This is a genomic window from Rahnella inusitata (assembly GCF_965118895.1).
In the GTDB taxonomy this organism is placed as follows: Bacteria; Pseudomonadota; Gammaproteobacteria; order Enterobacterales; family Enterobacteriaceae; genus Rahnella; species Rahnella inusitata_A.
This window is the reverse complement of record NZ_CBCPJJ010000009.1, coordinates 83,543-107,226: the sequence shown is the minus strand read 5'-3', so window position 1 is coordinate 107,226 and position 23,684 is coordinate 83,543. Positions and strand designations below refer to the sequence as shown.

The following is a 23,684-nucleotide window of genomic DNA, read 5'->3' as shown; positions in this document are numbered from 1 at the left end:
CATCAAAAGGCTCAGACGCACTCTGAGCCTTATATTCCCCCACCCTGACTCCCCTCTAGATATTCGGGCATACCAGCGCCAGATCCGCCTTTTCCGGGAACAATCTCTCGCTGATAAAATCGATAAAGACCCGAAGCTTCGGCGTCATGTAACCGCCAGACGGCCACAGAATATAAAAATCTGCACTGCGTTTAACGTGCTCGTCTAATACGGTCACGAGTTGTCCGCGCGCCAGTTCCTTGCGGACGCTGAAATCCGGCAGGCAGGTGATACCCAGTCCCTGTACCGAAAAACAAAGACGCGTTTCAATGTTATTGCAAACCATCGACACTGGCAGCGCGACATCTACATGCGCCGGAACCGGCCACGGCTCCAGCTTACCGCTGTTGGGATAACGAAAATGCAGGCATCGATGCGTAAGCAAATCCTGCGGCTCGCGCGGCCAGCCGTGCTCTGCAAAATAGCCAGGAGACCCGACCAGCAGATGATGGAACGTGCCCAGCTTGCGCATCGACAGCCGTGAATCCACCATCTGCCCGGTGCGCACTACCGCATCAAATCCCTCTTCGACCACATCGACCACGCGATCGGTGAAATCCAGATCCAATTCGATGTCCGGATAACGGCGCATAAACTCGCCGAGCACCGGCAGCAGCAGCGTACTGAGCAGCGGCAGGCTCATACGCAGCCTGCCGCGCGGATTTTCTGAGAGCTGCGACAGCTCGCTTTCCGCGGCTTCCAGCTCCGCAACAATCCGGCGGCTGCGTTCGAGAAACAGCGCGCCTTCCGCCGTCAGCGTAACGCTGCGGGTGCTGCGGTGGAACAGACGCACCTTCAGCTTGGTCTCCATCCGCGCGATGCTTTTACCCACCGCCGATGCCGACACGCCCAGTATCCGCCCTGCGGCGACGAAACTGCGGGTTTCCGCGACGTGCACAAACACATTCAGACTGCTCAGACTTTCCACCGCCACCTCCGATTACGGACACCAACGTCCGTATACTCTGGAAATCTACCCTACTTTTTCCGCACCGGGGAGATCTCTATTGTGATCGAACACATTCTTTCATTGAGAAATCACTATGAATTCCCCCCAGTCCGCCTCACCGTTGCCGCTTTCCGCCCTGCTGGCGATGGCGATGACCGGTTTTATCGGCATCATGACCGAAACGTTGCCCGCCGGGCTATTACCACAAATTGCTGCGGGACTTAATGTTTCGCAGGCAATGGCCGGACAGCTGATCACGCTTTACGCCGCGGGTTCGCTGATGGCGGTGATCCCGCTGGCAGCGATGACGCGCGGCTGGAACCGGCGCACCGCGCTGCTCACGGCGATCCTCGGCTTTCTGGTGTTTAACACGCTCACCACGTTTTCAACGAATTACCTCGTGACGCTGTTCGCGCGCTGGATGGCCGGTGCGGCCGCCGGTCTGGCATGGGGATTACTGGCGGGCTACGCGAGACGCATGGTGCCGGTGCATCAGCAGGGGCGCGCGCTGTCGGTGGCGATGCTGGGTGCGCCGGTGGCGCTGTCCGTCGGCGTCCCGCTCGGCACCTGGATGGGTACCCTGCTCGGCTGGCGGATGGCGTTTGGCGTGATGTCCGCTATCACGTTGCTGCTGGTCGTATGGGTGATGCGCAAAGTGCCAGATTATCCGGGACAGGCGGCTGGCCAGCGCCAGTCACTGCGTCACGTGATAAGAATGCCGGGCGTGCGCAGCATACTGGCGGTGATCTTATTATGGATGCTGACGCACAACCTGCTTTATACCTACATCGTGCCGTTCCTTGCCCTCTCCGGCCTGGCAGAACGGGCTGACCAGATATTACTGGTTTTCGGCATCGGCGCGCTGGCGGGTATCGGTTTCACCGGTTTACAGGTGGATAAATGCCTGCGGAAAACCCTGCTGGCCAGCCTGGCACTGTTTGCATTGATTTCCCTCGGACTGGCGCTCGACGGCGATTCACCGCTGATGGTGACGCTGTGCGTCGCCATCTGGGGGCTGACTTTCGGCGGTGCGGCGACGTTATTGCAAACTGCCATCGCTGACGCCGCCGGCGAGCAGGGGGATATGGCACAATCGCTGGTCGTGGTGTCGTGGAATCTGGCGATTGCCGGCGGCGGCTTGTCCGGCGGCATTCTGCTTAACACCCCCGGGATCGGCATTTTCCCGTGGGCGATGCTGATTCTGTTGCTGGCTGCTCTGATAATTGCCTGGTGCGCGAAACGTGACGGTTTTAAGCCAGGTGCCCGATATGCAGAAAATCCTAAGGATCCGGTCGCGGAGGGACAGGATCAAAGTTTCGCAGCGTCTGAGCGGGTATAATTTCCTAAACCCTTTCAGAACCAAACGCCTGAAATCTCCTCAGAGGGAGCCCTTTCTGATAGAGTAAAAAACAGGCAATGCAAAGACGATGAGATCCATGGAAGCCCATAAAAAAGCCGCTATAATTTTGACTGTACTCGCCACTACGGCCTTACTGCTGGTGGCTTTCGAGTGGCTTGCCGATCAGACCGTTCCCGAGTTAAAGGAACATGTGGTTCACTACGTTGACCGGCACATCACCGGTTAGCGTGGATTCAATAACACCTAAGCTCAATACAGGGAGGATCCGATGGTCACCAAAAGGATGATGAGTAAACACTGGAAAATGGTCGTCGTGTTGTTATGCATCTGCGGCGGCCTGCTGTTACTCCGCTGGGCGGCCATGATTTGGGGTTGAGCTGATATTGTTAGCGATACTATTTTGAGTTAAGTTGACGCCCCTATGAAAACCCCAAAACCGCGTCGTCCCCATGGGCGATGGACCTACTACATTATGTACGAAGACATTCTGTGGCCCTGCCCGGTTCGCTGGGAGTGGGAGAATGGCTATGGCGGCTGGCTGCCGTTTTACTATTCCCCGACCCTGGAATTTGTCGCCGGTGACCCGCTCAAAGCCACCAAAGTGCCCGGTTCCAAAACCCGGGCCATCGCTAAAACTTCCCGCATCCCGCAGTACGATTACTGATCCTGCCTTTCAGGCTATCACACCGTTTCAATCAGTCCGCTCGCCCGCAGTACCCTGCGCTGTACCGCATCCGGCAGCACCGCATTCATTCCTCCGACACAGCCCAGACTGAACCAGTGACGCGCACGGGTAATGCCGGTGTAAATCAGTTCACGGGTGAGGATCGGACTGAGATTCTCCGGCAGCAGCAGCGCGGTATGGGTGAATTCAGAGCCCTGCGATTTATGCACCGTCATCGCGAACACCGTCTCTACCGCCTGCAAACGGCTTGGCATCACCCAGCGGATACTCTGGGTGCCGTCGCCAGCCAGAAAGGCAACGCGCGATACCCACACCGTCGATCCATCCGCCAGCGTTTGCGGAATTTGCAACGTAATGCCGATATCGCCGTTCATCAGCCGCTGGCCGTAATCATTGCGCGTTACCAGCACCGGACGCCCCGGATACCAGCCTGCCGCAGCCTCCAGCAGCCCTTCTTTCCATAGAATTTCAGCAATGCGCAGATTCAGCCCTTCAACACCCCACCGCCCGCCGCGCAGGGCGCATAACAGCTGGAACTGACTGTAGGCCTGCAGCACTTTGGTTGCCCAACGGTGGAAGGATTCCATCGGTTCGTCGATTTCAGGCCGCTCATTTTTCACTATCGTCAGATAGTGACGATAACCGACCGGCGGCGAAACGCCTGCCCGCGTCGTGGCAGCAGGAAACTGCCCAACCGCGCCATTAATCACCCAGTCGCGCAGCGCCTGATCGTCGGCCACGCTGAGCGTCAGTTGCGCCAGATCGCCGTACCCCTGCTTCCACACCTGCTTCAGCGCTTTCACATCGCCATCGTTGACCGCTTCAGCCAGCCGCCCGATGCCGCTTTGTGCATCAAAACGGTAGCTGTGACGTAACATCACCACTGCCTGATCCATTGCGGTTCCGTGCGCATCCACCAGAGCATCCGGAATGTTCTCCCCGGTGACGGTTTGCAGCCAGTCGCGGGTTTTCGGCAAATAATGGCCGCCCGCCGCACGCTGGCAAAGTTCGCTGAGCAACGCGCCCGCTTCCACCGATGCCAGCTGATCTTTATCGCCAAGCAGAATCAGGCGTGCCTGATCCGGTAACGCCGCCAGCAGCGCAGCCATCATTTCCAGATCGACCATCGACGCTTCATCCACCACCAGCACGTCGAGCATCAGCGGATTGCCCGGATGATGGCGGAAGTGCCGCGTATCCGGGCGGCTGCCGAGCAGGCGGTGCAGCGTCACTACGTCAGTATTGATACTTTCACGCACGGCGTCGCCGTTGCCGATCGAGCTCAAATCCAGTTGAGATACCGCACCGGCAATTGACTCATTGAGCCGCGCCGCCGCCTTACCGGTCGGTGCCGCCAGACGGATGCGCAGCGGCTGGCCGTGGTCTTCCAGCGCCAGCGTTTGCAGCAACGCCAGCAGACGCACCACAGTGGTCGTTTTCCCCGTGCCGGGGCCACCGGTCACGATGCTGAACGCACTGCCTGCCGCCAGTGCACAGGCCAGTTTCTGCCAGTTGGCTTGCCCGCTATTGCCGCCGGCAGGAAACAGCGCATCGAGCGCCGCGCGCAGAGGTGCCACCGGCAACGCGTCCGGCTGACTGCGCGCCAGACGTTGTTCAATCGCGCCGCGTACATTCTGCTCATACTGCCAGTAACGGCGCAGATACAGGCGATGGCCGATGAGCACCAGCGGCGAATTTCCCTCACCGTGGCCCACCAGCTGCGGGTGTCCCAGCGCTGCCATCCATTCTGTCAGGCTGAGATTTTCCAGCACCGCAGCCGGGCGGATCACCGCACCGTCGGCGTGGTCGCCCTCCGGCGGCAGCGAGAGCGAAAAGGCGCTGTCGTCGAGCGTGGCCTGCAAATCCAGACACACATGGCCGCGCCCGAGCTGATAACTGGTCAGCGCCGTTGCCAGCAATAACAAGGGATGCGCGTCGGGCGTCTGCTTCGCCAGAAATGTCACCAGTGCGCGATCCAGCTCACGCAGCCAGCCGCACTCTACCCAACTTGCCAGCAGGTGTGCGATATCTTCACGGCTGTTGATTTTCATGCGCGTTTCTCCTGATTACCGCTAAACAGCAGGTCGAGTTCTTCCATTAAGGCTTTATCCGGCCTCTGAACGCAGACGCCGTTACCCGGCGCATGACTGCCGCGCAGGAATAAATAGACTGCGCCGCCGATATGGCGGTCGTAGTCATAATCCGCCAGACGGGATTTCAGCAGGCGATGCAGCGCGAACAGATACAGCGTAAATTGCAGATCGTAGCGGTGATCCAGCATCGACCGGATCATCGACGTATGATCGTATCCGCTGGCATCGCTACCCAGCCAGTTGGATTTGTAATCGAGTACGTAATAACGCCCGTCGTGTTCGAACACCAGATCGATAAAGCCCTTGAGCATCCCGTTGAGATCTTCCGCCAGCAGCGGCGCGCGCGGTGTGCCGTCCAGCGTGTATTGCGACACCAGTTTGTCGAGGCGGCGGGTCGATACCTGCGTCAGCGCGAACCAGAACTCCATCTCCACCTGATACGGCGGCAGTCCTGCCAGCGTAAACGCGTCGCCAGCCGGCAGCGGTAACGGCTGGGTAAGCAACGCGGTCAGCCATTGCGTCAGCGATGTGATCCATTTTTCCCAACCGCGCGTATTACAGCGCCGCGCTACCTGATCGGCGATTTTTTCCGGCTTCGACGTCAGTGCGGCAAACCCTTCTTCCCCCGCCCATTCCAGCAAACCGTGCAGGAAATTACCCGGTGCCGGGCCGCGCGGAAACGCATACAGATCCGCGCCGGTCATCGGCTGTAACACGCCTTCCGCCAGTTCCAGATCTTCCAGCCCCGTACTCTCTAAATAGGTATCCTGCGCCGCGCTTTCGATTTCCACCGGCGGCTCATAGGTCGCCACGTCGGAGGCGATATATGTCCCGGCGGGCGCAATTTGCAGGCCGGAGAAACTCGATATCCACCAGCGCGGCGCTTTATGGGTGCGCAGCGGCGGACGTGGCCCGAGCGCAGGCAGCGCCTGTTCATTACGGAACACCGCGCCGTCCGGCGCAGGCAGCGGCCATGCGCGGATATTCGCCGTTTCCAGCGCCTGTAAACAGGCAGGCAGCGCGTCGGCCGCGAGGGTTTCTCCGTCGGGTAAGCTGTCCTTATAAAATAAATAGCCGGGAGCACTCTTCTCAAACTCTTTCAGCGGTGCCATGCCGAGCCAAAGCGCGTAACGTGAGCGGGTCAGCGCGACGTAAAATTTACGCAGATCTTCCCCCAGCCGTTCGCGATCGGCGAGAGCCAACTGATCGTCGGTGGCGCTTAACGCCACTTCGAGTTCGCCCTCCGGCGTGTGCCATTTCAGCGGCGAGTCCTGTTTTTTCACTGCGCGGAAGGCGCAGGCAAAGGGCAGGAACACCAGAGGATATTCCAGACCTTTGGATTTATGCACCGTCACCACTTTCACCAGTTCGGCATCGCTTTCCAGACGCAGTTTGCGCGCATCGCCGCCCTGATGTTCGTCCTGACGCTGCTCCGCCAGATAGCGGATCAGTGCGTGTTCGCCGTCGAGCTGAACGCTCGCCTGTTGCAGCAACTCGGACAGATGCAGCAGATCGGTCAGCGCACGTTCGTCACCGCGTCCGAGCAAACGACGCGGCACGTCAAATTCCCACATCAGGCGGCGCAACATTGGCAGAATGCCCTGTTTGCGCCAGCAAATGCGGTACTCCTGAAACTGGCGAACGTAGCGCTCCCACTCCTGCTCATCCTGATTCAGGCGATCGAGCGCTTCCCAGCTTAAATTGAGCGACGGCGTGCCGAGCGCAGCGCGCAGCAGGCGATCGTTTTCCGGCGCAGCGCAGGCCGCCAGCCAGTACTGTAATTCGCCCGCCTGCGCACTTTGAAAGATTGATTCTTTATCAGACAGATAAACGCTGCGCACGCCGCGTTTGGACAGCGCCGTGCGGACAGCCGTGGCTTCACGGCCGGTATTCACCAGCACCGCGATATCGCCCGGCATCACCGGTTTCAGCGTTTCGCCGGGCAGCCCGAAGCCAGCCACGCCCTGCTGGCCAAGTCGTAACAGACGGACAATTTCTGTCGCGCAGCCGTCGGACATCAGCTGGATATACTGCGTTTTCGGCAGCACGTCGGCCTGATTTTCCGGATACCACAGCGTCATGGCGGCGGCTTCGGCATCATCAATTATCAGCGTGTCGGCACGCCCTTTGGCTTCTACCGGCAGGAACGGCACCTGATTTTCATCGCCACGGCGGAACAGGAAAGCCCCCTCGCCGGAAGGACGATTTTCGGCAAGCCCAAAGACTTCATTCACCGCAGCCACCATCCCGCGCGTAGAACGGAAGTTGGTGGCCAGCGTGTAGTGACGTCCGCCGGTGTCGCGGCGGGCGCGCAGATAGGTATAAATATCAGCGCCGCGGAAGGCATAAATCGCCTGTTTTGGATCGCCGATCAGGATCAGCCCTTGCTCAGGGGCGTTTTGCGCCACACGGTAAACAGTGTCGAAAATGCGATATTGCAGCGGATCTGTGTCCTGAAATTCGTCGATCATCGCCACCGGGAACTGAGTGCGGATGATCTCCGCCAGCCGTTCTCCATTGTCGCTGCGCAGCGCGGCGTCGAGGCGGGTCAGCAAATCGTTAAAACCCATCTGTGCGCGTTTTTGCTGCTCGGCGTCGAAGCGGTTTTCTATCCACCGGCAGGCGTGTTGCAGCAAACCACTGCGGGCATCCGGCAGATTTTCCAGCCGCGCTTTCAGGGTTTCCATGGCGGTGATCGCCGGATGCGCAGGGGGTTCGCCCTGCTTCCAGCATTCCGCTAAGCCTTCCGGCGTCAGGCGTTCCCAGCCGGTTTTCAGATCCGGCGCAACCTCATCGGTCGTCGCCCAGATGTGCAGTTTTTCCAGCCACGGCAGAAAATACCGCGCCTGAATTTTACGGCCATCCACCACTTTCGCTGCCACCGCGCCTTCAAGAAGGGTGCGCAGTTCCTGCGTCCATTCCGGCCAGCCCTGTTTCAGCGCCGACAGTTCGGCGGCTTTCTGCTGACTGGCCGCTTCGCAGATCTGTGCGGGTGTTTCGTCTGAGCCCAGTTCTTCGGCGTATTCCAGCAGCGGCGCAACCTTGCTGTGTAACTCTTCCGGCGTCCGCCACCATGCGCGCAGGGTGCGGATATCGGATTCCGGCAACGCAAAATAGAAGCTGCGCCAGTAGTCGCGCACCACCTCCATCAGCAGTTCGGTTTGATCGGTTTCCAGCGTCTGGGTGAACAGGCTGTCGCTGTCGAACGCGTGCTCGCCGAGCATGCGGTTACACCAGCCGTGGATGGTAGAGACCGCCGATTCATCCATCCATTCCGCCGCCAGTTGCAGCTTGCGGGCGCAACCCGGCCACTGTTCAGGAGGATATTCAGCGCGCAGCGTCTGCAAAAATTCGTCGCCCTCAGAAGAGGCCCCGTCCAGATTTAAAAAGTATTCCGCTGCCTGCGACAGACGCACGCGGATACGGTCGCGCAACTCTTTGGTGGCCGCATCGGTGAAGGTCACCACCAGAATTTCAGGCGGCGTCAGCGGACGGTTGAAAGCATTCTTCCCGCCGTGGCCGAGCACCAGCCGCACGTACAGCGCGGCAATGGTAAAGGTTTTCCCGGTACCGGCGCTGGCTTCAATCAGGCGGCTGCCGGTCAGCGGAAAATTCAGCACGTTGAGCGCTGATGGGCGAGTCCCGGCAGAGGACATAGTGCGATCCATCATTCCTTGCCTCCTTTCTTACTGCGGGAAAGATGATTGCGAAGCGGTGCCAGCAGGCTGTCCGCGAGCAATGCGAATTCTCCGTCAGACCACAGCGTCGCGAAGTCCGGCCATGCGCGCGCCAGATAGCGGTTGCTGTCGCGCTCGCCGAATTTCATGTTGGCCGGATCGTGATTTTCATAAGCATCCCGCGCCGCAAACCACGCGTCGCTGTCCGGCGCGCTGTGTTCATTGCCGTCCTTTTTCAGCCAGACGAACGCGGTTTTCACCGCCAGCGGCAGAGGTCGCCGTTGCCCCAAGTGCCAGGCTTCGATCAACGTTTGCCACAGCGCCTGAGCCTGCGCAACCTCCAGCGGCGGCAGTTCAGCGGTGCCGTTTTTACTGACGATAATGCTGTGCATCGGCTGCCCGTTCAGGTGTCCGGCCAGATGCGCCACCCAGTACGGCAGCAGTTTGTCGAACCGGTAGCTGCGCTCTTTGGTCATCAGACCGCCGCTTTCCAGCACCACGCGCGCGCGCTCGCCGTTCTGATTAGCACGCAGATCGCTGAGCCAGTCGGAGACATTGATGCCGCCGATATCTGCCGACAGCGCTTCGTTGCCCAATGCCTGCGGCCACGCCTCCAGCACCTGCTGATAACTGGCGAAAAGCGTGTCCATCGGTTCGGCGAGATCTTCACTCAGTACCGCAGCGAATTCGCCCGGCGCCAGTTCGCCGCGCCGTTCGATGCGTTCCAGCTGCTGGCGCAATATATCCTGACGCGAAACACCCGCCTCCAGCGCCCACTTCTGCGCGCGGATCAGTTCATCCTGCAATCGCCAGTTTTCCAGCGCATTCACATCGAAAGGTTCCTGATCTTCGCTTCCCGGATCTTCCATCTCAAAATAGATGTTCAGCCGCTGGCGGAAGAAACTGCGCACCGGATCCGACAGAAAATCAGACAACTGACGCAGCGTCAGCGCACTCTCTTGTTCCAGTGATTCAAGCGGCGCGAATGCGGTAACCGGAGCATCGGCGTCCAGTCCGGCGCGCCATTCGTGGGCATAACTGAACAACGCGCCGTCTTTCGTAAAGTAATCGCGATTGAACGGTTGCAGACGATGCTCGACGGTCATCGCGTGCAGCAAATCCCCGTCGTCGTTGAGTTTCCAGCCTGCCGCCAGATGGTCGCGCAGCTGCGCCACCAGCACCGACGGCGGCCGCTCGGTATTGTCGTGAATACTGCGGCCAACCCAGCTGATATGTAAACGTTCACGCGCGGAAAGCAGCGCCTCGAGGAACAGATAGCGGTCATCTTCGCGGCGTGAACGGTCGCCCGGACGGTAATCGCGCCCCATCAGATCGAAATCCATCGGCACGCGGTTACGCGGATAATCACCGTCGTTCATACCAAGCAGATAAAGGTGACGGAAAGGTATGGCGCGCATCGGCATCAGCGTAGCGAAAGTGACCGCGCCGCCGAAGAAGGGCTGCGTCAGGCCGGACTGGTCGAACTGCGCCAGCCAGTGATCCCGAACCACGGAAAGCGGCAGTTCAGCTTGCAGATTGACGCTTTCACAGGCTTCCAGCCAGGTTTCCAGCTCGGTGTGCAGACGCACCAGAATAAAGCCGTCTTCGCCGTCATCACCGGTAAAATACCGGGAAAGGATGTCGCGCAGGCGTTCGCCCCAGACCGCCGGTGCAGCCGGTTCGCGCAGCTGACGCCAGGTTTCATCGAGGCAGTTTAAAAGATGCGACAGCGGGCCAATCAGCGCTGCATCCAGCCCGCCGATTTCATCCAGCGGTTCGATATTCTCCCACGCCTCACCGCTGCCCACGGCATACCCCAGCAGCATGCGTTGAAGGCCGAAGAACCAGCTGTTTTGCTCCGGTGAGAGCGGTAGTTCGAGGCTCTGACGCTGTTCCGCGTGCAGCCCCCAGCGCACATTGGCGGCGCTTATCCAGCGGTGCAGCAGCGGCAGCTGTTCTTCTTCAATGGCAAAGCGCTCGCGTACCGACGGCACGTCGAGTAAATCCAGCAGATCGCTGACCGCAAACCGCGACTGCGGTAAATTGAGCAATCGCTCCAGCGCGCCAAGCAGCGAGTTATTCTGGCGAGGCCCCTGATCGGCGACGGTGAACGGGATATAGCGCAGATCGCTGCGCTCCATCAGACCAAACACCGCCTGAATGTGCGGCGCGTAGCCGTTGATATCCGGAACCATCACGATAATGTCGCGCGCCTTAAGCGTCGGATCCGCAGCCAGCGCGGCCAGCAGCCTGTCGTGCAGCACTTCCACTTCACGCTGGGCGCTGTGGGTAATGTAAAAACGCAGGGAATCATCCTGCGCATCCAGCTGCGGCCAGTGAACCTGGGTTTCCGCCAGCGGGCGCAGCTGCAAAATATCTTCCTGCAACTGGTGTAAAAGCGTATCGGTGCCGTTCGAGGTGAAGAGATCGATGCGCGGGATCACCGGCGCGAGCTGCGCAGCATAGGATTCGTGATTATCGTATTCATTGAGCAGGCCAATGTAATCCCGCCCCTGCTTGCCCCACGCCGCCAGCAGCGGATGGGCGTGCTGGTGAAGTTCATCTTCGGCGATCACCTGCGGCATGCCCGGCTTACGCAGCTGACGGATGCGTTCAGCGCGCAGCAGATCTTTATCGGCAATGATATCGCTCCAGTCGTGCTCACATGGGTTATGCACACACATAAAGATGTGGGTCCAGCGGCCAAGAATCGCCAGCACTTCGAGAGATTGTTGCGGCAATGAAGAGATACCAAAGACGATCAGCCGCGCAGGCAGACCGGCCGGGCGCTCATTTTCCGGGATAGTCAGCGCATGTTGCAGAAAACGCTGGTGCAGCGCGGCACGGCTGGTGTTGCGCTCGCTTTCATCAACGTCGTCCAGCAGCGCGCGCCACAGTTGCGGCTGCCACAGCAGGTTTTCCGGCAACGGCTCGCTACCCTGACGGCTGGTGCGCAGCACATCCTGCCCGTTACCCCAGTCTTCCAGCCAGTCGGCACGGTACACCTGATACTGATCGAACAAATCCGCCAGACGCTGCGCCAGCTGGTGCAGTTTTCGCATGTCACCATCGTCTTTTAAGAAACGCGCCAGTGGCGCATAAACCGGTTCAGTGAGTAACTGAGGTAAAAGGCGGATCAGCCGCCAGGTCAGCAGCGGGCGATCGAACGGCGAAGATTCCGGCACCTGCTCTTTGCCGAGCACAGCACGATAAACCTGCCAGAAGAAACGTGCGGGCAGTTTGATGTCCAGCGCCGCCGCAATGCCACAGCCGCCGTCCTCCGGGTCACGGGCCAGCGCCAGTTTCAGCCACTGATTGATACCGTTGCTTTGCACCAGAATCACTTCATTTTCCAGCGGCGGAAGCGGATGCGCCGCCATCCACGTGATCAGCACGTCCCTCAGCGCTTCTGAGTGATTGCCGTGTAACACCATCAAACCTGAATTCACGCTCGCATCCCTTGTTATCGCCGGTTGAGGAGAGAGATTTTGCGTTGATTTGAAAAGGATTGGAAGGAAAAGAGGCCGGGACTGCGGAGACTGAATGCCTGACAGTGAAAGATACGGATTTATCACTTCACCGACTATTTCGTTAGTCAATCAATTAGTTTTCATTAAGATTTTTACATTATCATTCTATTACTCAATAATTTTCTGTTTAATAGAAATAAATTTCCGAATTTATCGCCATTTTAGAAAGCACATTTTGTGTAATGAAAACTTAACTGATATAAAATCTGCGTTAGTTATTCATCGCATAACCATAAAGAATGGATTGGTAAATAAGGATATTTACAATGAATGTTAAATTTATCTGCTGGGCTATTTTCCTGGCAGTCTGTCCGGTACAAGCCGCCCTGCTCAGCCCGGCAGACAGGGGAAATATTGAGCAACAACAGAGAGATTTATTACAACAACAGCAAATTCAGCGCGATGAACTGGAGAAAGGCCAGACTGTTTCCGTACCGCCGTCCGCGTCCGCCGATTCTGGTGATCAGCCATGTTTTACTATTTCCACTATCAATATCCAGCAGGACAAACATTTATCTTCCGGTGATGAAAATACGTTAACGAAAATTTTTATTGGAAAGTGTTTAGGCATTCACAAAATTACCCAATTGGTGCAGGAAATATCTGGTGCGTATATCCACCGCGGATATATAACCAGCCGTGCGTTTCTTCCCGAGCAGGATCTTTCCCGTGGTGAGCTGAATATTACGGTAATGAAAGGAAAGCTTGAGGAAATTCAGTTAGATAAACGCAGTAATCGTATTCTGGCGATGGCGTTCCCCGGCCTGAAAGGTAAGATCCCTAACCTTCGCGATATCGAACAGGGTATGGAGCAGATCAACCGCCCGCGCCAGACGTCTGTACAAATTGAAATTCTTCCCGCCGCACAGCCTGTCTACTCCATCGTGAATCTCACTCCAACGCAGGAGTTACCTCTTAGTGCCGGCATCGGGTTTGACAACGGCGGACAAAAGAGCACAGGCACCGGGCAGCTGTTGTTCGGCGGGACGCTGGAAATTTCAGTATTGAATACCAAACTGAGCGGCACTCTTAGCGCTCAGCAAGACCTGACATTCACGAGCAACTCCCTGCATCTCAACCAGGGTGGGCAACTGCTGGCCGGAAGGAAACTGGATCTCACGGCCAGCACCCTCAACATCGGGGACGAAGCGAAAGGCGCACAGGGCATTTCGCAGAACTTAGCCCCCTTTACCAGCACGAAAACAGCGTGCTGACCATTGATGGCGACATCATTTTGCACCACCCCGTTGCCACGATTGACGGACAGATGGCCGCTGAAGCTGATGGCAAAGTGCTTCAAAATGGGCTCGGACGCACAGTTACAGGCGCAGCGCGATATGAACTTAACGCTGTCGCTGTCAGCAAATTTTGATGACGTCTTTCCGCGTCTGGTATTCCAGACTCAGATCGGTAAAATTCAGCTTCAGACGACGATTCTCGTCCTAAAGTTCTTTGATCTTTTTAATATCAACGGCTTACATCCCGCCATATTTTGCCTTCCGGTTGTAATAACAGGTTTCGGAAATAGCGGCTTCGCGGCACACATCTTTGACGGTCCTGCCAACTTCGACTGATTTCAGCACGGCGATGATCTGGTGTAAGGTGAATCGGATCTTACGCATAGAGATCTCCTCAGGTGACATAATCAGTATGTCGGAAAAACTCTAAAAGTGAATGGGCTGTGTTGGTGGGATATTTACACTCTTTAGCAGAGCCGGGGAAAGTGGCTACGGCGTGCAAAAGTTGTAGAAACAGCCGCACCCTTAAGGTTCGGCTGTCATCTATTATTTAATTCCTTTCACGCTAGTAATCCAACCCGCAGAATCTCCCTGAGTAGTAAAGTCAACATGGTCTTGGCATCTTCCATAAGTGTACGGTGTCTTAAGTGTTCCTGATATACCTGAATCTGCTATTGGGGAACCAAAGAAAACTTTCGTATAGGGTATTTTTGAGCATGAATTAATCTGTGGATAATACTCCACAAAGCCAACTTGTGAATTTTTTATACCTTGCGAGCCATCACGAGGTTGCCAGGCTCCTATTTCATTAATTTCACCAGTGGTGGTATCCTCTACATAACCTCGCCATACTTTAGCATTTTCATCATCTCTCTTGACGGTTAAGTTATATTGGTGACCATAAACTAAACTTATTGTTTTTGAACAGCTGGAACCCTCTCCACCATCCGCTGACCCCGAGCAATTTTGGGCTACTGGTGTTACTCCATTACCAAATACAGAGAATACAGCCGTACCTGAGTCTTTCGATTTTGGCTGCAAACCAATATAGCCCGAATTACCGTTTATAAATTGATATTGCATAGCATAGTAGAACCCTCGTGCTTCCGGGGACTCATCTATCTTCATTGGGAAAGTTATTTTATTAAATCCTGATGCTGGTGAGTTTGGTATCGTGTAACCTATGTTTACTATCCCTGTTGGGCCCCATGGTGTACCAAAAGGAAATGCCTCTGAACTCCATTCCCTCATTGAGGTATAGTCCGATGACCCTCCTTGTGCTGTACAATCGCCTATTGAAGTAGAGTTATTATTACTAAATGTTCTGATACAAGTTGATTTTACGGCATCCATTCTATATTTATTTTGCAAAAGAGCATAGCCAGCGCCATCTTCAACTATTTTCCAGAGTCTCATTGATGTGAAATCATATCCTCCTCCTTTCGCCACGCAATCACCAACTTCTAGTCTGTCACTCTTGTTAAACGTTCTTATACACTGACCTTCATTAGCATCCTGCTTATATTTGTTTTTTAATAAAAAATACCCATTGGATTGCTCTGCCACTTCCCATTGTCGCATGGAGGCATCATCTGATTCGCCTCCCTGAGCCGTACAGTCCCCTATGGAAACTGAATTATCATTTGAAAATGTCCTTAGGCATTTACCTTTTCCTACGTCTCCTTTGTATTTACTCATAATAGTGGAGTATTGAACATCTGTTGCAGACATAACATTGTTAGAAAATGCTAACAAACTCATTAGTGATCCACAAATTGCGATATATTTTGAACTCATACAACATCCTTTTTATATTTTTTGATTGGAAATAACAGATCGGTTCTTACTAAAGTCCTTACTGAAGTTTCACTCAAGTCCTTGCTGAAGTTTTGCTAAACTTCTTACTAAAGTTCTTACTAAAGTTTAAACTGACGCATAGAATTTCATATTTGAACAATGATGGAATTGATGATAATCATGAAAATTAAAATAATAACGTAATATGAGATAAGTTCTTCAATCGCCTGGTACCACAGAAGAGAAAGCAGTTGTTAATAATAAATAGTAGTTTTCGTAGTTATAAATAAAAATGTTAGAGAATCAGGGGAAGCGATGAGCAAAGAAGTGGTTTTACTCCACGCACTACACCGTCCGGCAGGTGTAGTGGTCAGGCAAAACTGGCCACGGTCGCGTTGAACTTCCCTTGAAATCGTATATTTTCCCTGTTTACGGATAATTCCATCGGTGCCCTTTGATGTCCTACAGTTACTGGCAAGTTGCAGTAAAGCCCCCGATAACGTGTTATTTTCGGAACTTCATCTGCTTAGTAAAACATCGATAAAACCATCTTAAAAAGGGTCGTACATGGAAAAACTTCCGGCTGTCACCATCACTTATTGTTCTCAATGCAACTGGCTGCTGCGTGCGGCGTGGATTGCGCAGGAGCTATTGAACTCGTTCAGTACCGATCTGGCCTCGGTGACGCTGGTGCCGGGCACTGGCGGGATTTATGAAATTAAGGTGGATGATGAACTGATTTGGGAACGCAAGCGTGATGGCGGATTCCCGGAAGCGGCGGCGCTAAAACAGCGGGTGCGCGATATCTGTTTTCCGGAGCGGTCGCTTGGGCATGTGGATAAGAAGAAAATTTCTGAGGACGGGCAGGCGGACTGATTGAAAAAGGCAGGAATGCCCTGCCTTCAGATTTTATGCCTGATGTGAAACGCCTTCCGGTGGTGGGACGTTTTACTTTGCTTTCAGCATATCCAGAATGACTCTTGCGTAACCTTTAGCGATGGCGGGATTGGAAAGATATTGCATCATCATTTCCTGTTGGGCCACGTTACAATCCATGATTGCCTCATCAACCGCTTTCGGAAAATCTCCCAGCATGACCTGCTCAGACGTGTTATTAGCAAGCTGCGTCATAACCGTCAGGTTTTCAGAAATTTTGTCGCAATGAGCTTGTAAGTTGTTGATCAGGTCTTTATCCGTCAAATTTTCAGTAACAAACAGCTCATTCAGCCGCGCCAAAACCTGCGACAGAAAATCCTCTTTCTTGTCTTTGGGTTTAGCCGATCCGACGTCGTTGCCGGGCTGTAGCCCCTGATTTTCGCCGTCAGCTTGCAGTTTGATGTGCTGTTCGCGGATTTTCGACAGCCGGTAATGACTCATCACCACATCGTTCAGATCGATGTCATCTTCCTGCACATTCTGATCTTTAAGCAATGGCCGCAGATGGCGGGCGAACAGGCTAAGTTTCTCCAGATCTTTATTATCGTAATCGACGATTTGCGAAATAAACTCGTAAAAACGCACAAAGCTGCCGAGATCTTTTTTGAAGATTTCCAGCCGGTCTTTCTCCAGCTTGCACTCTTTAAATGCGTTTTCCGCATTGGCGATCAGTACCGGCTGGTGCGTAGCCTTGGTTAGCTCGAACATCTTTTTAGACTGCAGAAAGGCGTCAAGGACCGAAAGATAGCGCTTTTCCCAGCGGTCGACGGCCGGTTTGCAGATATTGCTCAGCGCCGCACTGGATTTGTTCTGCGCATAAAACGCAGTACAAAACTGTTCAACCTCATTCCACAGGAAAACACCGCTGGCACGCAGCTTTTCGAACAGCTCAAACACCAGCGCCGGATCGCTGACGTCCAGCAGCGCCGCCGTCTGATAATAGGGCTGGAACGCCTGTAAAATATCGTCCGGCTGGTTGTAGAAATCGAGAATAAAGGTGCAGGAGTCCGTTTTCCCCTGATACGTGCGGTTCAGGCGCGAAAGGGTTTGCACACACTCGACACCGCCGAGCGGTTTATCGACGTACATCGCACACAATTTTGGCTGATCAAAACCGGTCTGGAATTTGTTGGCAACCAACATCACCTGATAATCATCGCTGTCGAACGCTTTGCGCATATCGCGCCCTTTAAGCCCCGGATTCATATTCATCTCGGTGAACTTATGGTTGAGGAACGGCAGACTGTCAGGGTCGCATTCAAGTTCGCAGCTCTTTCCAATTTTTTTGTTAAATATTTTTAACAAAAAAAATAACACATCGAATATAGTTAACAACGACTCCATCGAATAAATAGACTTATCTAAAATAACATGATGATTTCCATATCAATTATTAAGATGTAATAACTCAGAACTAAATAGAGAAATTATATTAGAAGATAAAAATCAAAGCCGACACTTAGAATAATAACACTCCATACAAACACATTGATAATTTAACATACTAAACCTGTTGATAAAAAAAGCACACAAATAAATGAAGAGTGAAAAACATCGAGCTTACCATTAGTTAAAGCTACACCTTTATATTATAGGCATAAATAAATTCATAATAACAAGAACGTAAATTATCACTTGAACTTGTTAACAATGGAGAAAACAGATCAAAATACTGTTTAAATATAAATTTATCACTCCTTAAATCCCCACTCCAACTAATATCATTAACTGTCCTAGATACTATTTCATGAAACAATTTATCATTAACTTCTTTCACTAGAGTATCACATACGACAGCTATTTCTTGAATTCCTAACAAATCGATAGAGATTGGTTTTTCTAAGTAACGGCAATACTCATCTAATCCAAGAGATAGCGCATTATTAGACCCAAGATGTCCTGAACGATGAACTACACAATGTCTTAGGTGACAAACTGTATCAAAGTCAATGAAAGCAGAATTTAGAGCGGGAATCTTAGAGTACCCTCCTAAATTAATATTAAGAAAAGCATTTAAACTTTTCACAATATTACTAGAAGATGTGAAAGATGCATTCTCTAATAAAGCTTCAGGTAAAAGGTTTTTTTGATGATGCAATGCGGCACCATAAGTAACATTAGCAGCGTAGCTATGTTTTCTAGAGTGTTCATCTATAATCAATAGCTTTCTTATTACACTTCTAAAATAAGTTTCCACGCTAGAAACCAAACCGAGAATAACTAAATTCGAAAGTTGCTTCCACTCATCATTTACATATGTCGCAAGTGGAATAAACTGTAAGGTTTGTGGGGAGTACAAACTTGCACCTAGTAATTTTAAATTACTTTTAATCTTATCATTAAAAATATCAATTGGTGGCTTTTCAGGCTCAGAATATGACTCGTCAAAAAATGTTAATGATTTAATGCTAGAAGTAGTCCTAGCACCAGAAATACAATAATTAAATATTTTTTTAGTTTTCTTATTCATTAGTAAAGAAACTCATTAGTCCATTCATTGATTTTTCCAACAATTTTTGCTGAGTACTTATCGCCAACTCCTTTGACTTTTCTAAGTTCCGCGGCAGTATTATCAGATGACAAGACATCTTCAATTGTCAAGTATTTAGTTTTCTCTACAACTCGCTTTTGAAAATCCGAAAGTGGCAGATCTGTCAATTTTGTTGACATACAATTTTTGAATGTTGAACTTTCAAGAAGAGCTGTCCCACAAATATGACAATATCTTTGCCCCTCAGTAATTCTTGGCGTTTCACAATTGCTACATGGGGGTAAATCCAAAGAAATTTCAGCTATTTTTTCTTTGGATAAGAGTCTATCAAATTTTTTACGGACTGGATGCTTTTCTGATGGACCTTTAAGTATTAATAATAATCCAGCAGCGTTAAAACCTTTACTTTTAGTCAAAGCTCTTTCTTTTATTAGCAATGCTAAATGAGGTATAAATCGCCTAAGTTTTCTTTCTGTACCATGTGAAACATCATCTTGCGCATAAAGAATACCGGCTTCAATAAGAAATTTAATCATTCGTTCTGCTTTTGTATCAACGTCATCAATTCCAATCACGATATTTTTTTTGAAATCTAAAGGAGATTCATCTATTTTTTTATGATTAAAGGCTTTGATGGTTTTAACAATTTCAGAAATCAACTCATCGCCAATGTTTATAATTTTATTATACTGAGGCATTTTTTGCGCGATTGAACGATATTCATTCATAATATTTGTGCACTTCTCAGAAATAATAGCATTAAACTTTGATTGCTGACCTTTCCTATCTGAATCAATATATGAACGTAAGTACATAATATAAGAACGAGGAATACCAAAAGCTGCATACATAAGCAACTCTCGAATATCTTTATCAATGTCTAAACTCTTACCAAATCGTGTAGAGACTATTGCATCCATAAACTGCAAATAATCTTGATCCTCGACATTCATCCAAATATCAACTCTTTCAGCATCTTGGCCTACATGAAAACGAGGGCCATATTGAGTTGTTCCTGGATAAACAGATGCTTTAGGTGAAATTTTTATTGTTTTTAGGCTTCTGAATATATCGAAAAACTCAATCATATAATCATTAGTGAATGTTAAAGCTGCATCATCCAAGAAAATCACTGCTCTTTTTCGGTCATTTTTATCAATTGCTTTTTCAATTAACTCCTGAACAATATTTATGTTAAGCTCAGATAAAACAATGGAATAAGCCTCGCTATATTTTTGTTTCTCTATATCTAAGATGAATTTCTTCAAAAAATCTAAATTGAAGCCTAAATCTTCAAAAAAAACACCATATTCGCCTGCGCACTCAACTACTATTTTAGCCAACACCCAAGCATGGAAAATATCTATTGCATTAGAATTTTCATGCAAATATGTTTCAAGCCTTAGATAATGGTTAAATGAAACATAAAGCGGTAATGGTCGATTAGCATCATTCTTACAACTAAAATAAGCACACCGCATTTGATGAGTTTTCCCAGTCCCCCTGGGCCCGACGATTAATTTAGCTCCGATTTGGATTAGTTTTTTTTGAATGTTATCGAAGTGCTTGCTTGTAGCAGTCCAACTAATTAGGTCTTCTTTAGTTATATAATCGGCCCGTTCTTCATATTCAGCTTCATCGAAAAGGCTTAGATTTAATTTATCGGACATAGTGAGATGACTCCTTTACCTCGTAGAAAAAAAACAGTAAAATACTGTAAATTTATACACATGAAGCTAAGAACGTGGTCGATTTTAATCAGTATTATACAAGTAAAAAACTAAGTGATCTACTATCAAGATTTATATCACTTACAGATCCTCGTACTTGCCTAGAACTCAGTGCTGGTGAAGGGGCTTTACTTGATGCAATCAAAGCTAAATGGGCAAAAATCAAATGTACAACCATCGATATTGACCCCATTAATCATTCTCTTCTTCAAGAGAAATTCCCTTTAGATGAACATCATTGTACTGATGCGACAAGTGATGAATGCATTAATATTCTTCGAGAAAAAAAATACGACTTAGCAGTTTGTAACCCCCCGTTCCAGACCATCAGTAGAAATAAAACAATTAATGAGTATCTTGAGAAAGCATTTGACTTAGATTTCCAAGGCCAGCATAAAATACGCGCTGAGATAGTTTTCCTAGCAATAAACCTTCTTCATATCAAAGAAAATGGAGTTTTAGCCATCATAGTACCAGAATTAATAATCAAGGGTTTAAAATACAATGAATTTAGACAATCCCTTTTTTCAAAATATAAGCTTCAGTATTTAGTTGAATGTACACATAAAGCATTTAAGCATACGGAAGCTAAAACATACATATTATTTTTAAAGAAGGAAACTACAGATATTATCTATGACTATACTCATATCAAGGTGAACTCTCAAGCCTTTTTAGAAAAAGAACATAGATACGTCATTTCCGCTCTATATAATCCAGTTGAATTAAATAAAAAAATACACCCATCTGACCGCATCAAAATAATACGTGGAAACATTTCAGGAAAAATTTGCAAATCGCTCAATGCACCTTATATTCACACGACAAATATGAGTGCGGATATGGGGGTTTTAAATATAACCAATCCCCAAAAAATGGGAGGTTACAATATGGCCAAACAAGGCGATGTTATTATTTCTCGGGTTGGTACGCGCGTATTAGGAAAAACTAATTTTTTACTCACTGGTAGTGCCGTCCTTTCTGACTGCGTTTTCGCAATTAGATTTAAAAGCAGTAACGACAAATCCAAGTTCTTGAATCATTGGAAATTACATCGCGACGATTGGATCAACACCAATTCAACTGGAACATGCGCAAAACACATTACTAAAATTAGCTTATGGAATTTCATAATGAATATTATACTAAAGAATGATAGTAATGACTTTGAATAACTCAGTTAAAATTCGCAAGGTGACATCTTTATTCCTGAGTTAGGTTCAAGGTAGTTATACATATCAAGTAATGTTGAATTTATATTTCATTCACCACTCACTATTAATGCAATTTTCAAAAAAAATTACTTACACGAGAAAATAATTCTTTAAGGATGGCTTTGTGATATTCAATTCCTAATTACAATAAGACTTCCCAGTCTCCCACAGGGGCATGATAAAGTTGAGTCTAATAAAAATCAATTCTCCAATATATTTATTAAGGTATGTGTAAATTTTAGTATTCATGCTTTCTTAAGATAATTATAATAAAACATAAGACTAAATACTCCACAAAAAAAATATGACATCAAGAAAAAGCTTATGCATTCAGCTATAATCGTCTGTTTTTGTAACACTCTTCAAGTTTCCCCCTTTTATGTCAATACTCTGATCTTAAAAGTCCTCTCATGGAAATACTCATACTTAAGCCCCTCCATCACGCATCATCGTTGCCCCTTTTCAATTGTGATTTTCTCGCTGGTTATCAATACGTTCATGAGTTACACCGTTGCCAATAAATACAATTCTCAGGAGACCGGCAGCACGCTGAATGCGCTGGCATCCAGCATGCGCAAGGAACAGCGAATGGGTCAGTTTGAAAACGAAGATAATTTTGTCACTTCAGCCAGTGGCGCTGACCTGGAATTTCATCCCAGTGATGACGCAGATTGCAACTGCTGGAGAATTAGTCAACGTGTACGTCGGCTATGCCAGACAGGCCAACGAGATAACGAAATCCGCGTCTGCAGCTGCATCGCGCGGTTACATTGTGGTCAATTAAGTCTTGACAACGATGGAAAGTATCGAAAAAAAGTCATCAAAAATCGGCGATATCCCCGGTGTTATTGACGGCATCGCCTCCAAAAACAGGCCAACGTGGTGTCCATCGCGGTCGGGCATTTCCGGGTCTGATCACGCCGCCTGCCTGAAACGATCATCACAGCCCCGGGACCTTATTCTCCGGTGGGTTTTGGCTTTACTTCTTCGCCCTCCTGAGGTTGTTCCGGCCGACCTCAGATTTTTGTTACGTCTGTTTTATGCTAGAATTTCGATAATAATATATAAAGACAGCGTTTAACCTTTGAGGAATAAGGAATGAAGTATCCCGTTCAGTTTCGATGGACTCAAAAACATGAGGATTATTGTTTACGACATAAGGTCCATCTTAAATTCCCGGAAATGGTGGAAGGGATATATAAGAAGAGAAATTTATTCCTTTTAAAAAAAGGGGAGAAACTAAAATTTACCGCGGATGTTTGGGTCGAAGAATATGCCTCAATGCCGCGAAAAAGTTTCTGTTCGATGGGCGCGTATTCTTACGCGTGCAGTAAATTACCTAATAACCTCAAAACCGGCCGATTTTGCAGCCTGGCGGCAGGCGTGCGGGTGATGGGGCCGCAACATCCCATACACCGGTTTACCACCAGCCCGCTGACGTATCATGATTTTTTCTCGAAAGTGGCACAGGAGCAATTTGGGGAAACGCTGAACATTGCCGGGTTCGACTATATGCCGCCGGCGACGATATTAGGTCATGATGTCTGGGTGGGGGAACACGCCGTATTAAAAGGCGGCATCACTATCGGTAATGGCGCAATCATTGCGGCCAATGCCGTGGTCACCGGTGATGTGCCGCCTTACGCCATCGTCGGCGGTATTCCGGCTAAGATCATTAAATACCGCTTTGCGCCAGAAATCATCGAACGCCTTCAGGCGATTGAATGGTGGGATTATAAAATTACCGATCTGCCAGATGTTAGTCAGTCGGATGACATTCTTTATTTCATCCAACAGATGGAAGAAAAAATAGCCCGTGGTGAAATAAGTAAACATCAGTATAAAATCATGAATATCGCGCAGGAACTGGCGAGGTTATAAAAACAGCAATAATGTCGTTACGCCGATTCAACTCAATTGCGCGTACGCTAAAGGCCCGGCCAAA

14 protein-coding genes and 3 pseudogenes are annotated in these 23,684 nt (G+C 50.2%); 8 read left to right on the top strand and 9 right to left on the bottom strand.

Annotated elements, in window-relative coordinates:
• Positions 1–55: 55 nt before the first annotated feature.
• Positions 56–967 carry a LysR family transcriptional regulator gene (locus ACMHLI_RS08560; RefSeq protein WP_413529100.1) on the bottom strand — a complete coding sequence of 304 codons (912 nt, stop codon included), beginning with the start codon at positions 965–967 and terminating at the stop codon, positions 56–58.
• Positions 968–1,082: 115 nt separating this feature from the next.
• Here ACMHLI_RS08560 and ACMHLI_RS08555 point away from each other — a divergent pair, with 115 nt between their 5' ends.
• The 3 genes from ACMHLI_RS08555 to ACMHLI_RS08545 all read left to right on the top strand — a co-directional run bounded on the left by ACMHLI_RS08555 (position 1,083) and on the right by ACMHLI_RS08545 (position 3,012).
• Positions 1,083–2,327, top strand: a complete 1,245-nt coding sequence (locus ACMHLI_RS08555; RefSeq protein WP_413529099.1) for an MFS transporter — start codon at positions 1,083–1,085, stop codon at positions 2,325–2,327.
• 289 nt (positions 2,328–2,616) lie between these two features.
• Positions 2,617–2,724: a small membrane protein YniD gene (gene yniD / locus ACMHLI_RS08550; RefSeq protein ID WP_112164783.1), complete on the top strand. Its 108-nt coding sequence runs from the start codon at positions 2,617–2,619 to the stop codon at positions 2,722–2,724.
• A gap of 45 nt (positions 2,725–2,769) precedes the next feature.
• Positions 2,770–3,012, top strand: a complete 243-nt coding sequence (locus ACMHLI_RS08545) for a hypothetical protein (protein WP_413529098.1) — start codon at positions 2,770–2,772, stop codon at positions 3,010–3,012.
• Positions 3,013–3,029: 17 nt separating this feature from the next.
• Here ACMHLI_RS08545 and recD read toward each other — a convergent pair whose 3' ends face one another.
• The 3 genes from recD to recC are packed head-to-tail and all read right to left on the bottom strand — an operon-like array spanning position 3,030 to position 12,237.
• On the bottom strand, positions 3,030–5,084 hold the full coding sequence (gene recD, locus ACMHLI_RS08540) for an exodeoxyribonuclease V subunit alpha (RefSeq protein ID WP_413529097.1): 2,055 nt from the start codon (positions 5,082–5,084) through the stop codon (positions 3,030–3,032).
• Positions 5,081–8,797, bottom strand: a complete 3,717-nt coding sequence (gene recB, locus ACMHLI_RS08535) for an exodeoxyribonuclease V subunit beta (RefSeq protein WP_413529096.1) — start codon at positions 8,795–8,797, stop codon at positions 5,081–5,083. Before recB ends, recD begins: the two co-directional genes overlap by 4 nt.
• Positions 8,794–12,237, bottom strand: a complete 3,444-nt coding sequence (gene recC, locus ACMHLI_RS08530) for an exodeoxyribonuclease V subunit gamma (RefSeq protein WP_413529515.1) — start codon at positions 12,235–12,237, stop codon at positions 8,794–8,796. Before recC ends, recB begins: the two co-directional genes overlap by 4 nt.
• A gap of 362 nt (positions 12,238–12,599) precedes the next feature.
• On the opposite strand from recC, the gene ACMHLI_RS08525 reads away from it, so the two are divergent.
• Positions 12,600–13,547: a POTRA domain-containing protein gene (locus ACMHLI_RS08525; RefSeq protein WP_413529095.1), complete on the top strand. Its 948-nt coding sequence runs from the start codon at positions 12,600–12,602 to the stop codon at positions 13,545–13,547.
• 153 nt (positions 13,548–13,700) lie between these two features.
• On the opposite strand, the pseudogene ACMHLI_RS08520 reads toward ACMHLI_RS08525, so the two are convergent.
• Both ACMHLI_RS08520 and ACMHLI_RS08515 read right to left on the bottom strand, forming a co-directional pair.
• Positions 13,701–13,955 (bottom strand): annotated as a pseudogene (locus ACMHLI_RS08520) (transposase); the annotation flags it as partial.
• A gap of 162 nt (positions 13,956–14,117) precedes the next feature.
• A complete protein-coding gene (locus tag ACMHLI_RS08515) occupies positions 14,118–15,368 on the bottom strand; it encodes a DUF3472 domain-containing protein (RefSeq protein ID WP_413529094.1) in 1,251 nt (416 codons plus the stop codon).
• A 567-nt stretch (positions 15,369–15,935) separates the two neighbouring features.
• Between ACMHLI_RS08515 and ACMHLI_RS08510 the strand changes: the two genes are divergently transcribed.
• The gene (locus tag ACMHLI_RS08510; protein ID WP_413529093.1) at positions 15,936–16,244 is read left to right on the top strand and encodes a SelT/SelW/SelH family protein; all 309 of its coding nucleotides are present in this window, start codon (positions 15,936–15,938) and stop codon (positions 16,242–16,244) included.
• Between the two features lie 72 nt (positions 16,245–16,316).
• Here ACMHLI_RS08510 and ACMHLI_RS08505 read toward each other — a convergent pair.
• From ACMHLI_RS08505 to ACMHLI_RS08495, 3 genes and pseudogenes are all read right to left on the bottom strand, one after another.
• Positions 16,317–17,564: pseudogene (locus ACMHLI_RS08505) on the bottom strand (UvrB domain 3-containing protein); the annotation flags it as partial.
• Positions 17,565–17,880: 316 nt separating this feature from the next.
• Complete coding sequence (locus ACMHLI_RS08500; protein ID WP_413529092.1) at positions 17,881–18,774, bottom strand: hypothetical protein; 894 nt, start codon at positions 18,772–18,774, stop codon at positions 17,881–17,883.
• Entirely contained in the window at positions 18,774–20,465 is a 1,692-nt protein-coding gene (locus ACMHLI_RS08495; RefSeq protein WP_413529091.1) for a zinc ribbon domain-containing protein, read from the bottom strand. Before ACMHLI_RS08495 ends, ACMHLI_RS08500 begins: the two co-directional genes overlap by 1 nt.
• A 74-nt stretch (positions 20,466–20,539) precedes the next feature.
• Between ACMHLI_RS08495 and ACMHLI_RS08490 the strand changes: the two genes are divergently transcribed.
• The 3 genes and pseudogenes from ACMHLI_RS08490 (at position 20,540) to ACMHLI_RS08480 (ending at position 23,620) form a co-directional block, all read left to right on the top strand.
• Complete coding sequence (locus ACMHLI_RS08490) at positions 20,540–21,700, top strand: N-6 DNA methylase (RefSeq protein ID WP_413529090.1); 1,161 nt, start codon at positions 20,540–20,542, stop codon at positions 21,698–21,700.
• Between the two features lie 751 nt (positions 21,701–22,451).
• Positions 22,452–22,601: pseudogene (locus tag ACMHLI_RS08485) on the top strand (methyl-accepting chemotaxis protein); the annotation flags it as partial.
• Positions 22,602–23,020: 419 nt separating this feature from the next.
• A complete protein-coding gene (locus tag ACMHLI_RS08480) occupies positions 23,021–23,620 on the top strand; it encodes a CatB-related O-acetyltransferase (protein ID WP_413529089.1) in 600 nt (199 codons plus the stop codon).
• The last annotated feature ends 64 nt before the right edge of the window (positions 23,621–23,684 follow it).